The sequence below is a fragment of the Rhodococcus sp. MS13 genome, assembly GCF_013277835.1.
Taxonomy (GTDB): Bacteria; Actinomycetota; Actinomycetes; order Mycobacteriales; family Mycobacteriaceae; genus Rhodococcus_F; species Rhodococcus_F erythropolis.
Genome location: NZ_VBTL01000004.1, coordinates 263365 through 276287 on the forward strand (window position 1 = coordinate 263365; position 12923 = coordinate 276287).

Annotated in this window: 12 protein-coding genes; 6 read left to right on the top strand and 6 right to left on the bottom strand. The window is 63.3% G+C overall.

Annotated elements, in window-relative coordinates; all coding sequences use genetic code 11:
- Positions 1-61: 61 nt before the first annotated feature.
- From FEZ59_RS09620 to FEZ59_RS09640, 5 genes are all read left to right on the top strand, one after another.
- The gene (locus FEZ59_RS09620; protein ID WP_020970712.1) at positions 62-1027 is read left to right on the top strand and encodes a pirin family protein; all 966 of its coding nucleotides are present in this window, start codon (positions 62-64) and stop codon (positions 1025-1027) included.
- Between the two features lies 1 nt (position 1028).
- Entirely contained in the window at positions 1029-1775 is a 747-nt protein-coding gene (locus tag FEZ59_RS09625) for a pirin-like bicupin family protein (protein ID WP_020970713.1), read from the top strand.
- A gap of 114 nt (positions 1776-1889) precedes the next feature.
- Entirely contained in the window at positions 1890-2672 is a 783-nt protein-coding gene (locus FEZ59_RS09630; RefSeq protein ID WP_020970714.1) for a pirin-like bicupin family protein, read from the top strand.
- 44 nt (positions 2673-2716) lie between these two features.
- On the top strand, positions 2717-3643 hold the full coding sequence (locus FEZ59_RS09635) for a hotdog fold thioesterase (RefSeq protein ID WP_029256191.1): 927 nt from the start codon (positions 2717-2719) through the stop codon (positions 3641-3643).
- A 66-nt stretch (positions 3644-3709) separates the two neighbouring features.
- Positions 3710-4693: an intradiol ring-cleavage dioxygenase gene (locus FEZ59_RS09640; protein ID WP_007731412.1), complete on the top strand. Its 984-nt coding sequence runs from the start codon at positions 3710-3712 to the stop codon at positions 4691-4693.
- A gap of 13 nt (positions 4694-4706) precedes the next feature.
- Here FEZ59_RS09640 and FEZ59_RS09645 read toward each other — a convergent pair whose 3' ends face one another.
- From FEZ59_RS09645 to FEZ59_RS09655, 3 genes are all read right to left on the bottom strand, one after another.
- Positions 4707-7067: an excinuclease ABC subunit UvrA gene (locus tag FEZ59_RS09645; RefSeq protein WP_172932577.1), complete on the bottom strand. Its 2361-nt coding sequence runs from the start codon at positions 7065-7067 to the stop codon at positions 4707-4709.
- Positions 7068-7137: 70 nt separating this feature from the next.
- Positions 7138-7548, bottom strand: coding sequence for a VOC family protein (locus FEZ59_RS09650; RefSeq protein ID WP_020909044.1), 411 nt, complete (start codon positions 7546-7548; stop codon positions 7138-7140).
- 5 nt (positions 7549-7553) lie between these two features.
- Positions 7554-8003 (bottom strand): helix-turn-helix transcriptional regulator, encoded by a 450-nt coding sequence (locus tag FEZ59_RS09655; RefSeq protein ID WP_019745214.1) that lies wholly within the window; start codon positions 8001-8003, stop codon positions 7554-7556.
- A 113-nt stretch (positions 8004-8116) separates the two neighbouring features.
- Here FEZ59_RS09655 and FEZ59_RS09660 point away from each other — a divergent pair, with 113 nt between their 5' ends.
- Positions 8117-10075 carry a M13 family metallopeptidase gene (locus FEZ59_RS09660; protein WP_172932578.1) on the top strand — a complete coding sequence of 653 codons (1959 nt, stop codon included), beginning with the start codon at positions 8117-8119 and terminating at the stop codon, positions 10073-10075.
- Positions 10076-10143: 68 nt separating this feature from the next.
- Here FEZ59_RS09660 and FEZ59_RS09665 read toward each other — a convergent pair whose 3' ends face one another.
- Genes FEZ59_RS09665 through FEZ59_RS09675 form a run of 3 tightly spaced genes read right to left on the bottom strand, consistent with a single transcriptional unit; the run spans position 10144 to position 12919 of the window.
- The gene (locus tag FEZ59_RS09665) at positions 10144-10470 is read right to left on the bottom strand and encodes a YnfA family protein (protein WP_003940244.1); all 327 of its coding nucleotides are present in this window, start codon (positions 10468-10470) and stop codon (positions 10144-10146) included.
- A 16-nt stretch (positions 10471-10486) separates the two neighbouring features.
- On the bottom strand, positions 10487-11572 hold the full coding sequence (ugpC, locus tag FEZ59_RS09670) for a sn-glycerol-3-phosphate ABC transporter ATP-binding protein UgpC (RefSeq protein WP_019745216.1): 1086 nt from the start codon (positions 11570-11572) through the stop codon (positions 10487-10489).
- Positions 11573-11587: 15 nt separating this feature from the next.
- Positions 11588-12919: an ABC transporter substrate-binding protein gene (locus FEZ59_RS09675; protein WP_172932579.1), complete on the bottom strand. Its 1332-nt coding sequence runs from the start codon at positions 12917-12919 to the stop codon at positions 11588-11590.
- Between the last annotated feature and the right edge of the window lie 4 nt (positions 12920-12923).

The window sequence follows — 12923 nt, forward strand, 5'->3', positions numbered from 1 at the left end:
GAATGAGATAGTTGAACAATCAACTACCTGACATCAGCTTCACGGATACAAGGAGTACGACATGCCTGCTGTGACAGTCGAGAACATCTTGGCCCTGCCCCGCCTCGACGAGCCGGCAGAGTCAGCAGTCGACCGCCCCGTCAAGAGCATCACCACCGCACCGGTCGGATACGAAGGTGAAGGCTTTCCCGTCCACCGCGCGTTCGCCGGCATCGACCTCTCCGCCCTCGACCCGTTCATCCACATGGACCAGATGGGCGAAGTCAACTACGCACCCGGAGAGCCCAAGGGCACTCCGTGGCACCCGCACCGCGGCTTCGAAACCGTCACCTACATGATCGACGGCATCATGGAGCACCAGGACTCCAACGGTGGCGGCGGTGTAATCGGCGGCGGCGACACCCAGTGGATGACCGCGGGTGGCGGCATCCTTCACATCGAAACTCCGCCGGAGCACCTCGTCCTCAGCGGCGGCCTGTTCCACGGCGTCCAACTGTGGGTCAACCTGCCTCGCGACAACAAGATGGCATCTCCGCGGTACCAGGACATCACGGGCAACAAGGTGGCCCTGCTTTCCTCGCCGGACGGCGGAGCCTTGGTGCGCGTCATCGCCGGAGACATCGCCGGCCACGCCGGACCCGGATCGACGTACACACCCATCGCGCTCTCCCACACCACTATTGCCCCGGGTGCGAGCCTGACTCTGCCCTGGAACCCCGAGTTCAACGCCATCGTCTACGTGCTCGCCGGCGAAGGAACGGTCGGAGCCGAGCGTCGACCCATTCGAGTAGGGCAGACGGCTGTCTTCGGACGCGGTGACTCCATCACCGTCGCCGCTTCCGATCGCCAGGATTCGCGGACCGAATCCCTCGAGGTATTCATCCTCGGTGGCAAACCGATTCGTGAGCCCATCGCGATGGCCGGGCCGTTCGTCATGAACACCAAGTCCGAGGTCATGCAGGCCTTCGAGGACTTCCAGGCCGGACGCCTCGGATCCATCCCGGCAGCACACGAAAAGCTGAGCTGACATGTCGTCGGTGGTCGTCCAACGAGCAGCCGAACGTGCGCACCTCAACTACGGCTGGCTCACCGCGCGTCACAGTTTCCCCTTCGCCGGAAACTTCGATCACGCCGCGTACGCGCACGGACTTCTGTTGGTGAACAACGACGACATCATCGAAGCCGGCTCCGGTTTCGACACTCATCAGCACCGCGATACCGAGATCGTGACGTGGGTGCTCAGCGGATCTCTGGTTCACCAGGATTCCGCTGGGCACTCCGGCGTCATCCATCGCGGACTCGCGCAGAGAATGAGCGCCGGTACCGGAATCCTGCACTCCGAGCGCAACGATCGCTTCCGGGCCGACGGCTCACGCGTCACCGAACCCGTTCACGTCGTTCAGATGTGGATACCGCCGGACGAATCCGGAGTGACCCCGAGCTATCAGGAACTCGACATCAACTCCGAACTCGACGGCGGTGGCCTGATCACCCTGGCATCGGGGATGCCTGCGCATCGCGGTCACAGCGCCATCGGCCTGCACAACAAACATGCGGCACTACATGTTGCTCGCCTCGAGACCGGCGGGTCGGTATCTCTTCCGGATGCGCCGTACGTGCACGGGTTCATCGCCAGCGGCACTGTCGACGTCGAGGGAGTCGGATTGCTGGGACCAGGAGATTCGTTGCGACTCAAGGACACTGGCGGTCAACGAGTCGAGGGAATCGACGATGCGGAGATACTCGTGTGGGAGATGCACGCGTCGACGAACTGACGACACCACCGAGTACGCCCAATGTTCGGACTACACAGCAGGTTCGTCGTAGGGTGGATGCCGGTAGTGGTGGATCCGGTAGTGATGGATCCCGGTGGCACAGAAGGAGGAGCCATGGCATCTGGTCGAGCACAGGCCCCACGGACGACACCGCACATCGATGTGCACCGCTCCGGTGATCGCTTGAAATCCCGCGTCTCCTGGCTGGATTCGAAACATTCGTTCTCGTTCGGACAGCATTACGATCCGGACAACACTCATCACGGATTGCTGCTCGTCAACAACGACGACACCGTACTGGCGGGAACCGGTTTCGATACCCATCCGCACAAGGACATGGAAATCGTGACCTGGGTGCTTCGCGGTTCGCTCGTGCACCAGGATTCCATCGGCCACACCGGCGTCATCTATCCAGGCCTCGCCCAGCGCATGAGCGCCGGCACCGGAATCATGCACAGTGAGAAGAACGATTCGTGGCGTATTGGCGGCGAACAGCATTCCGACCCCGTGCATTTCATCCAGATGTGGGTGGTACCCGACGAAGGTGGACTGACCCCCGGCTACGAACAACTCGAGATCGACGACGAACTGCTGCGCGGCGGTCTGATCCCGGTGGCCTCCGGAATGGAGCGCTACAAGGATCATTCGGCGATTCGCATCAACAACAAGAACGCCGCCATGCACGTCGCGCGGATTCTGCCCGGCACCTCCGTGAATCTTCCCAGCGCACCGTTCCTGCACGTCTTCGTTGCGCAGGGCACTGCCGAGATGGAGGGCGTCGGCACACTGTACGAGGGTGATGCCGTCCGGTTGAGCGATTCGGGTGGGCAGCAACTGACCTCCGACGCCGGGGCGGAAGTCCTCGTCTGGGAGATGCATTCACGTATCGGTGGTTGAGACCCGGTCTCGGCAGGACTGGGTGCGCTGGAGATACTCGACGGATGAGCATCGACAACTCCGCCGCACCCGTCACGCAACTTGACCCCCTCAACACCTTGATGGGTGTGCGCGCCGTATCGGTCGTGCCGGGCGATTTGGCCTTCGCGCAGGCAGTCGGCCCGCGCTTCCACGATCACCGTGGCAAGACGGTGCTCGGTTCCATCGGCGTCATGATCGACGGTGCCATGGGCGGCGCGGTGTACTCGGGGCTGACCTCGGGCCATCAATCCGTGCTCGCGCAGGTCACGGTCAGCGCGGGCGCCGACATTCCCGCTCTCGCAGACGTCGGCGCCACCGGCACGCTCGTGCATCTCGACGACGGCGTCGGGCTCGCGTCCGGTCAACTTCGCGACGAGAACGGCACCCTCCTGGCCGTGATGGCCGGCCGCGCAATGGTGGTCTCGCGTCCACCCGTCGTCGGAATCGACGACTACGTGGACGGTGCGCCGCTACCGGTCCCGACGCCGGAGAAAACGAGCAACCTGAGTGGGTTGTCGGGGTCCGACGTCGTCGAAGGTATCCGAGGCGGCAAACTCGAACGCGGACCGCTCGCCGGGCTACTCGATCTTGCTGTCGTCGACGTGACGCCAGGTTCCGTCGTCGGTGAGTTCTCACCCGTGGCCTGGATGGCCAACCCGCTGGGCGCCGTGCAGGGTGGTGTCCTCATCTCGGCAGTCGACGCCATTACGGGACTGGCAGCACAGACCCTGACCAGCGCCGATCAGGACTATCGCGTCCTCGACCACAAGATCGACTTCCTGCGATCACCCGACATCGGTGGGCCGGTCTTGCGCGCCGAAGCCTCCGTGATTCGCGCCGGGCGCAGGCTCGCGCTGATCGAAACTCGCATCGTCGACGCCGGCGGGCAGGTCTACGTACGGGCCACCTCGAGCATCCAGATGCTCTCCCAGCAAGTTCACAGCGGATAACCAGTTCCGCACCAGGTCGCCCGTCCACCATTGAGACAACAGCCCACACAATGGAGGTACAGCGGCGTGAACAAAGACATCGAAGCGAGCAGGCTACGCGTGAGCCGTCGACGGGCCCTCGCTCTCGGCGGAACCATCAGTCTCGGCGGGCTCATCGCAGCCTGTTCCGGTAACAGTGGCACCGCCACGACGACTTCGGCCGCGGCTGCATCGACGACAACCACTTCCGGCGCTTCCGCAGCGGCCACGTCCGGCGATGCCGTCACCGCACTTCTGGCCAAAGCACCGCAGTGCGTCATGAGCAAGGAAGAGACACAGGGCCCCTACTGGTTCGACGTCGACTCCATTCGCGGCGACATCCGCGAAGACCGTCCGGGCACCACACTGCAGGTGGCAATGCGCGTGCAGGACAACAGCCAGTGCAACGTCGACGGCAGCATCGGCGCGGTCTCCAACGCCGTCGTCGAGATCTGGCACTGCGACGCCGGCGGCGTGTACTCCGGCTTCGAATCCGGGTCGCTGAGCGCCAACGGCGGCGGCGGTGGCGGAACTCCCCCGGCCGGCGGGATGGGTGAACCTCCGTCAGGTGCACCCGGAGGTGGAATGGGCGAACCTCCGTCAGGCGCCCCCGGAGGAATGGGCGGCGGCATGGGCGGTTCCGGCGAGACCTCCGACGGTTCGTACAGCGTCGGCGACACCGAAGCCACCACCACCGACGACGGCACCTACCTGCGCGGCGCCCAGACCACCGATGCAAACGGCATCGCGCAGTTCACCACGATCTTTCCCGGCTGGTACATGGGCCGCACCACCCACATTCACGTCAAGGTGCACATCGACAAGAAGACGGTCCTCACGTCGCAGACCTTCTTCGACGAGACCCTTCTCGACGAGGTGTACTCGCAGTCCCCGTACAGCGAGCACACCGGTCGTGAGAACAACACGAACAACGCCAGTGACGGCATCTACGACGACACCGGCCTCATGACCGTCGAGAAGCAGTCGGACGGTTCCTACCTCGCCGTCATCAACCTGGGTATCGACGCCTGAGGTAGGAGCCGACTCAGCCGCCGACGTATGCCGCGAGGTGCTTTCCGGTGAGGGTGGAGCCGTCGGCGACGAGCTCCTCGGGAGTGCCTTCGAAGACGATCCGACCGCCGTCGTGACCGGCACCAGGGCCGAGGTCGATGATCCAGTCGGCGTGCGCCATCACGGCCTGATGGTGCTCGATGACGATGACGGACTTACCGGAATCGACGAGTCGATCGAGTAGACCGAGCAGCTGCTCGACGTCGGCCAGGTGCAGTCCGGTGGTCGGCTCGTCGAGGACGTACACGCCACCCTTCTCGCCGAGGTGCGTAGCCAGCTTGATTCGCTGTCGTTCACCGCCGGACAGCGTCGTCAACGGCTGGCCGATCGTGAGGTACCCGAGCCCCACGTCGACCAGTCGGACGAGGATCTTGTGCGCAGCGAGCGTCTTCGCCTCACCGTCGCCGAAGAACTCCTCGGCCTCGGCCACCGACATCGTGAGAACCTCGTTGATGTCCTTGCCACCGAATTTGTATTCGAGAACTTCCGCCTGGAAGCGCTTGCCTTCGCACTCCTCGCAGAGAGTGGCAACGCCGGCCATCATCGCCAGGTCGCTGTAGATGACGCCGTTGCCGTTGCACGTCGGGCAGGCGCCTTCGGAGTTGGCACTGAAGAGCGCCGGCTTCACGCCGTTGGCCTTCGCGAATGCCTTGCGGATCGGGTCGAGCAGCCCGGTATACGTTGCCGGGTTGCTCCGACGCGAGCCGCGGATCGCACTCTGATCGACCGACACCACGTCCTCGCGTTTCGCGAGCGAGCCGTGGATCAGCGAACTCTTACCCGATCCGGCCACACCAGTCACCACGACCAGTACACCGAGCGGTACGTCGACATCTACATCTTGGAGGTTGTGTGAGTTCGCTCCACGAATCTCGATTGCTCCGGTGGACTCCCGCACGGTCTCCTTGAGGGCGGCCCGGTCGTCGAAGTGACGCCCGGTGACCGTATCGCTGGCTCGCAAGCCATCGACTGTGCCCTCGAAGCAGACGTTTCCACCGGCGCTACCCGCGCCTGGCCCGAGGTCGACGATGTGATCGGCGATCACGATCGTCTCCGGCTTGTGCTCGACAACGAGCACGGTGTTGCCCTTGTCCCGCAGGCGCAGCAGAAGATCGTTCATCCTCGCGATGTCGTGCGGATGCAGGCCGGTAGTGGGCTCGTCGAATACATACGTGATGTCGGTGAGCGAGGAACCCAGGTGCCGAATCATCTTGGTGCGCTGAGCTTCACCACCGGACAGCGTTCCCGACGGACGGTCGAGGCTGAGGTAGCCGAGTCCGATCTCCACGAAAGAGTCGAGCGTTTCGCCGAGCGTCGTGAGCAAAGGCGCGACCGCTGGTTCCTTCAGACCGCTGACCCATTCCGCGAGATCGCTGATCTGCATCGAGCAGGCGTCGGCGATGTTGACGCCCTTGATCTTCGACGACCGCGCGCCCTCGCTCAGTCGCGTCCCGTCACATTCAGGGCAGGTGGTGAACGTGATCGCCCGCTCGACGAATGCCCGGATGTGGGGCTGCATCGCGTCGACGTCCTTGGCGAGGAACGACTTCTGAATCTGCGGAATCAGACCCGTGTACGTCAGGTTGATGCCTTCGACCTTGATCTTGGTCGGCTCTTTGTAGAGCAGATCGTTCAGTTCCTTCTTGGTGTACTTCTTGATCGGCTTGTCGGGATCGAAGAAACCGCAGCCGCGGTAGATCCGGCCGTACCAACCCTCCATGCTGTAGCCGGGGACCGTGATCGCACTCTCGTTGAGCGACTTGGTGTCGTCGTACAACGCGGTCAGATCGAAATCGTTGACCGCCCCTCGTCCCTCACATCGCGGACACATGCCGCCGGTGATCTTGAAGCTACGACGCTCTTTCGTCTGACGTCCACCGCGTTCCATCGTGACCGCGCCTGCTCCGGAGATCGAGGCCACGTTGAACGAAAACGCCTGAGGTGAACCGATGTGAGGCTTTCCGAGACGGCTGAACAAGATGCGGAGCATCGCGTTGGCGTCGGTGGCGGTTCCGACTGTCGAGCGCGGGTCGACGCCCATCCGCTGTTGATCGACGATGATCGCGGTGGTCAGGCCGTCGAGAACATCGACGTCCGGCCGCGCGAGCGTCGGCATGAATCCTTGAACGAAAGCGCTGTAGGTCTCGTTGATCATCCGCTGCGATTCCGCGGCGATCGTACTGAACACCAGCGAGCTCTTTCCCGAACCGGAGACGCCGGTGAATACCGTCAGCCTCCGCTTCGGGATCTCGACGCTGATGTCTTCGAGATTGTTCACCCGCGCGCCTTGCACGCGGATCAAATCGTGGCTGTCTGCAGTGTGCAGGGCAGTCATCGTGTCTCCATCTGTCAGTCGATCGCCGACGGTCTCAGCGCAGTTGACGGTCTCAGCGCAGTTGACGGTCTCAGCGCAGTTCTTGAATACGGATCAGGTTTCCCGCTGGGTCGCGGACGGCGCAATCGCGAACGCCGTACGGCTGCTCGGTCGGTTCCTGGACGACGTCGATGTCGCCGGCCTGAAGCCGCTCGAACGTATCGTCCAGATCTTTGGTGGCCAGAAGAAGTCCGCCGTACGTGCCCTTGGCCATCATCTCGATGATGGTGCGGCGCTCGTCGTCGGTGATTCCGGGATCGACGGCCGGCGGATGCAACACGATGGAGGTGCCGGGCTGGCCGGGCGGCCCCACCGTGATCCAACGCATCCCGTCGTAGCCGACGTCGTTGCGCACCTCGAAGCCGAGGGTGTCGCGGTAGAAGTTCAGGGCGGCGTCAGGGTCGTCCTGCGGAAGGAAACTCGAGTGAATGGTGATGTCCATGGCGATCACGTTAATTGCGGTTGTGGGTTCTGCGCTTCTCGATTCCTGATCGGTCTGGTGACTTGTTTGGACACGCAGGACGGCATTCCGGCCGTCGACTGCTCGGCCTCGCGCCGATAGACGCTGGGCGGGACCCCTACCAATTCGGTGAACTTACTGCTGAAAGTGCCGAGAGAGCTGCAGCCGACTTCGAAGCAGACGTCCGTGACACTGAGGTCCCCGCGGCGCAGTAACGCCATTGCGCGCTCGATTCGCCTGGTCATCAGGTATGCGTACGGCGGTTCGCCGTACGCCTGACGGAATTGGCGACTGAGATGCCCCGCAGACATGTTCACTCCCCGCGCGAGCGCCTCCACGTCCAGAGGCCGCGCGTACTCCCGGTCGATACGGTCACGCACGCGTCGTAGTCGCGCGAGGTCCTGCAGGTGCGGATCTGCGGCAGGTCTGCTGGTCACGTATTCGATCGTGCCATGCGGTACCGACGTTGCCCAGCACAAGAGATGAACTGGGGTGTGGAGCGATCACGCACACACCGAGCAGTTCGTCATGATCGTGTAAGGATGGAGAAATGACCACGGCTCATCGCTCAGGCATCGACCTCACCCACCTCGACGGCGACACACGGGCGCAGGACGATCTGTTCGTCCACGTCAACGGAAAATGGCTCGCCGAATACGAGATTCCGGCAGACCGCGCAGTCGACGGGGCCTTCCGGACGCTCTACGACAAGGCCGAAGAAGACGTACAGACCATCATCACCGAAGCCGCGGAGTCCAACTCTGCCGCCGGTACCGATGCACAGCGCATCGGCGACCTGTACTCGAGCTTCATGGACGCCGACGCCGTGGAGGCCGCGGGCCTCAGCCCCATCGACGACGAGCTCGACGCCGTCGCCGATGCGCCGGACCGGTCGTCGTTGGCCACCGTGATCGGACGCCACCAGCGCGTCGGCGTCGGCGGTGCCATCTCGCATTACGTCGACACCGATGCCAAGAATTCGGAGCGGTACCTGATCCACTTCAGCCAGTCGGGAATCAGCCTGCCCGACGAGTCGTATTACCGCGAGGACAACTACGCGGAGATCCGCGAGAAGTACGTCGCGCACATCGACAAGATGTTCGCCCTCGCCGGCGTCGGCTACGACGCACAGCGTGTGTTCGAACTCGAGAAGAAGATCGCGGCCGGGCATTGGGACGTCGTCAAGCGTCGTGACGCAGATCTGAGTTACAACCTCGTGGGCTTCGAGGAACTGACCGAGCAGAACCCCGGTTTGGACTGGGCGGCATGGCTGTCCGGTCTCGGCGCCGATTCGGAGAAGTTCGCCGAGATCGTGGTCCGTCAGCCCGATTTCCTGCACACCTTCACCGCACTCTGGGCGTCGGAGTCACTCGACGATTGGAAGGCATGGGCGGCGTGGAAGGTGCTGCACGCTCGCTCCCCCTACCTGCATTCCGCGCTGGTCGACGAGACCTTCGCTTTCTACGGCACCACGCTCTCGGGTACCGAAGAGAACCGTGAGCGCTGGAAGCGCGGGGTCAGCCTGGTTCAGGATCTGCTCGGCGAGGCCGTCGGCAAGCTCTACGTCGACCGTCACTTCCCCGCTGAGGCGAAGACCCGCATGCTGGAACTGGTCGCCAACCTACAGGAGGCGTACCGCCGCAACATCTCCGACCTCGAGTGGATGAGCCCGCAGACTCGTGAGGCCGCATTGGCCAAGCTCGAGAAGTTCACCCCGAAGATCGGTTACCCCGACAAGTGGCGCGACTACGCCGGTCTCGATATCTCGGCTACCGACCTGGTGGGCAACTACCGTCGTGGATACGCCGCCGAGTACGACCGTGACCTGGCCAAGCTGGGTGGCCCCGTGGACCGTGACGAGTGGTTCATGACGCCGCAGACCGTCAACGCCTACTACAACCCGGGCATGAACGAAATCGTGTTCCCCGCAGCCATTCTCCAGCCGCCGTTCTTCGACGCCGCAGCCGACGATGCCGCCAACTACGGGGGTATCGGCGCCGTCATCGGCCACGAGATCGGGCACGGCTTCGACGATCAGGGCGCCAAGTACGACGGCGACGGCAACATGGTCGACTGGTGGACCGACGAGGATCGTAGCGAATTCGGCAAGCGCACAAAGGCTCTCATCGAGCAGTACAACGAGTTCGAGCCCAAGGAACTGCCGGGCCACCACGTCAACGGTGAATTCACGATCGGCGAGAACATCGGCGATCTCGGCGGGCTGTCGATCGCGATCGCGGCGTACAAGATCGCGACCGAAGGTACCGAACCTCCGGTCATCGACGGACTCACCGGTCTGCAGCGCGTGTTCTTCGGGTGGGCGCAGGTATGGCGCACGAAGGCCCGTGAGGCCGAAGCGCTTCGCCGTCTGGCCGTCGACCCCCACTCGCCGCCGGAGTTCCGGTGCAACGGCGTCGTCCGCAACCTCGACACGTTCCACGAGGAGTTCGACGTCAAGCCCGGTGACGCACTGTATTTGGAGCCGGAGAAGCGTGTGAAGATCTGGTAGCAAGGGCAAGCCCCTGTGCGCGCTTAAGGACCCCCTGGACTCCCTGAGCGCGCACGGGGCCGAAGGCCCTACCGGGCGTACATGATCACCCCGACGCCGACCAGACAGATCAGCGCACCGGCGATGTCGAAACGATCCGGGCGGAATCCGTCCATCACCACCGCCCACAGCAGTGAACCCGCTACGAAGATCCCGCCGTACGCGGCGAGGATGCGCCCGAAGTTCGCATCGGGTTGCATGGTCGCGACCAGACCGTAGAGACCGAGCGAGATGACGCCGAGCCCTACCCAGATCCAGCCCTTGTGCTCGCGAATTCCCTGCCACACCAACCACGCGCCCCCGATCTCGAGCAGCGCGGCGAGTACGAACAGCAATAGCGAACGTGCGACGGTCATGCCGCACACAGTATCGCTACAGACGTACCCCGGTCTCCGCGGAAAAGAAGTACACCTCGCCGGCCTTGGGCAGCAGATGAAGCGACTCCCCCGGTGCCACCGACATCTTCCGATCGACGCGAATGACAATTCGGCCGGATCGGCTCTGCCACTGCGAATCCGGGGCACCCTTTGCATAGACGAACGATTCGGCGCCCAGCTCTTCAAGCAGGTCGGCATCCACGGCCAGCGAGCCCTTTCGCCACGCTCCCACCAGATCCCACGACTCGGGACGCACTCCCACGACGACCCGCTCCCGCTCGGACGCCCCGGTGGGCAGCGGAATCCGCAGGTCACCGAGCACTGCGACGGTACCCTCGACCGGCGCTTCGATCAGGTTCATGCCGGGCGATCCGATGAAGGCGGCCACAAAGGTGTTGACGGGGTTGTCGTAAAGTTCCCGCGGCTTCGCCACCTGCTGCAAACGACCGTCCAGCATCACCGCCACCCGGTCCCCCATCGTCATCGCCTCGACCTGATCGTGGGTGACGTAGACCGTCGTGGTGCCGAGTCGACGCTGTAAGGCAGCGATCTGCGACCGCGTGCTCACGCGTAGTTTGGCGTCCAGATTGCTGAGCGGCTCATCCATGCAGAACACCTTGGGATGGCGAACGATGGCCCTACCCATGGCAACTCGCTGACGTTGCCCACCGGACAGCTTGGCCGGTTTACGTCCGAGCAGCGGTTCGAGTTCAAGCATCCGTGCTGCCTCGAGTACCCGCTCGCGCCGTTCGGACTTTCCCACTCCCGCGTTCTGGAGCGCAAAACCCATGTTCTGCTCGACGGTCATGTTCGGGTACAGCGCGTAACTCTGAAACACCATGGCGACGTCACGTGCTCGCGGCGCGAGATGCGTGACGTCCGTGCCGCCGATCTCGATCCGGCCGTCCGACGCGGATTCGAGACCGGCGAGCATTCGCAGGCTGGTGGACTTACCGCAACCGGAAGGCCCTACGAGTACCAGGAACTCACCGTCGGCGATGTCGAGGTCGAGACGGTCGACTGCCGGTCGATCGGTTCCTTCGTAGCGGTGCGTGACTCCCGCGAATTGCACGTTGGCCATGAGTGTTCTCTCCTACTACTTCGGCAGCTTTGGGGTGATCTGCCGGTCGATGATCTGCTGCAACTGGGTGGCAACGCCGGCGAATGTCGATGCGACGTCGGCTTTCTGGAGAGCGATCTGCTCGAGTCCGGTGCCGATGATCTGATCGCCACCCGGGACGAACACGCGTGCGTAGTCCTGCGAGCGCGTACGCGAAAGCTGATCCACAGCGGTACGGGAGTTCGGATTCGCGTCGAGGAATGCCTTCATGCTCGGCTCCGACGTTGCCGACTTGCGGACCGGCATGTAGCCGACGTTCTGCGAGAAGTACGCCGTGTTCTCACCATTGGTGATGAAGTCGATGAACTTGAGCGCGTTCTTCTTACGCTGATCGGAGATCTTGGACGGGATGGCGAGCCCGGCGCCGCCGGTGGGGCAACCGGGAGTTCCGTCCACTGCCGGGAGGAAAGCGGTGCCGAAGTCGAAGTTCGCAGTCTTCTTGATGCCGGACAGGTCACCCGTCGACGCGATGGTCGACGCCAGGATGCCCGTACCGAATTCGTTTGCGATGTCAGTGGAGACCGCGGCGTACTTCTTGTCGTGAATCATGCTGGAGAGGAACTGCCCTGCGGCAATGGTCTTCTCGTTGTCGAGCTGCAGATTCCACTGGTCGGAGTACGATCCGCCGAAGGTCCAGATGGGGCCTTCGTAGGTCCAGCCGAGGTAATCCTTCGCGTTGCCCCACCCGTGTGCCAACTTGCCGTTGCCCACGACCTTCTGCAGCTCAGGTCCCCACTCGTCGAACTCCTGCCACGTTGCAGGCCCACGGTCGGGAAGTCCGGCCTGCGACCAGACCGCCTTGTTGTAGTAGAACAACGGCGTCGACCTCGCGTAGGGAAGCGCATAGTGCTTGCCCTGGAACAGGTAGTCGGCGAGCAACGAATCGACGTAGTCGGCCGAGTCGACGCCCACCTCGGAGAAGAGTCCGTCGAGCGGCTCGATTGCCCCGGCAAGTGCGTAGTTGAACCACCAGACATCCGACAGCACAACCACATCGGGAACATCTCCGCCGGAGAGGGCAGCGTTGAACTTCTGCGCCACCTCTTCGTAGTTCTTGCCGCCGTCCACCAAGTTGACCTTCAACTCCGGGTACTTGGTCTGGAAGCGGTTGATCAGTTCCTTCTCCACATCGGTGGACTTACCCGGGTGGTTCGACCAGAAGGTGATGGTGTTGGAATCACCCGACGCACCGGATGTTCCCGCAGCATCAGCGCTGGAACCACCGGATCCCGCGCATGCGGTCAGTGCTGCGCCGGCGGCGATTGCACCGCCGAGGCTCAGAAATCCGCGCCTGTTCATGTTTGCCATTACT

What these genes read in the sequence shown, in the direction of transcription:
- FEZ59_RS09620 (WP_020970712.1), top strand. Translation starts at nt 62, where the DNA reads ATGCCTGCTGTGACAGTCGAGAACATCTTGGCCCTGCCCCGCCTCGAC.
- FEZ59_RS09625 (WP_020970713.1), top strand. Translation starts at nt 1,029, where the DNA reads ATGTCGTCGGTGGTCGTCCAACGAGCAGCCGAACGTGCGCACCTCAAC.
- FEZ59_RS09630 (WP_020970714.1), top strand. Translation starts at nt 1,890, where the DNA reads ATGGCATCTGGTCGAGCACAGGCCCCACGGACGACACCGCACATCGAT.
- FEZ59_RS09635 (WP_029256191.1), top strand. Translation starts at nt 2,717, where the DNA reads ATGAGCATCGACAACTCCGCCGCACCCGTCACGCAACTTGACCCCCTC.
- FEZ59_RS09645 (WP_172932577.1), bottom strand. Translation starts at nt 7,067, where the DNA reads ATGACTGCCCTGCACACTGCAGACAGCCACGATTTGATCCGCGTGCAA.
- FEZ59_RS09650 (WP_020909044.1), bottom strand. Translation starts at nt 7,548, where the DNA reads ATGGACATCACCATTCACTCGAGTTTCCTTCCGCAGGACGACCCTGAC.
- FEZ59_RS09660 (WP_172932578.1), top strand. Translation starts at nt 8,117, where the DNA reads ATGACCACGGCTCATCGCTCAGGCATCGACCTCACCCACCTCGACGGC.
- FEZ59_RS09665 (WP_003940244.1), bottom strand. Translation starts at nt 10,470, where the DNA reads ATGACCGTCGCACGTTCGCTATTGCTGTTCGTACTCGCCGCGCTGCTC.
- ugpC (WP_019745216.1), bottom strand. Translation starts at nt 11,572, where the DNA reads ATGGCCAACGTGCAATTCGCGGGAGTCACGCACCGCTACGAAGGAACC.
- FEZ59_RS09675 (WP_172932579.1), bottom strand. Translation starts at nt 12,919, where the DNA reads ATGGCAAACATGAACAGGCGCGGATTTCTGAGCCTCGGCGGTGCAATC.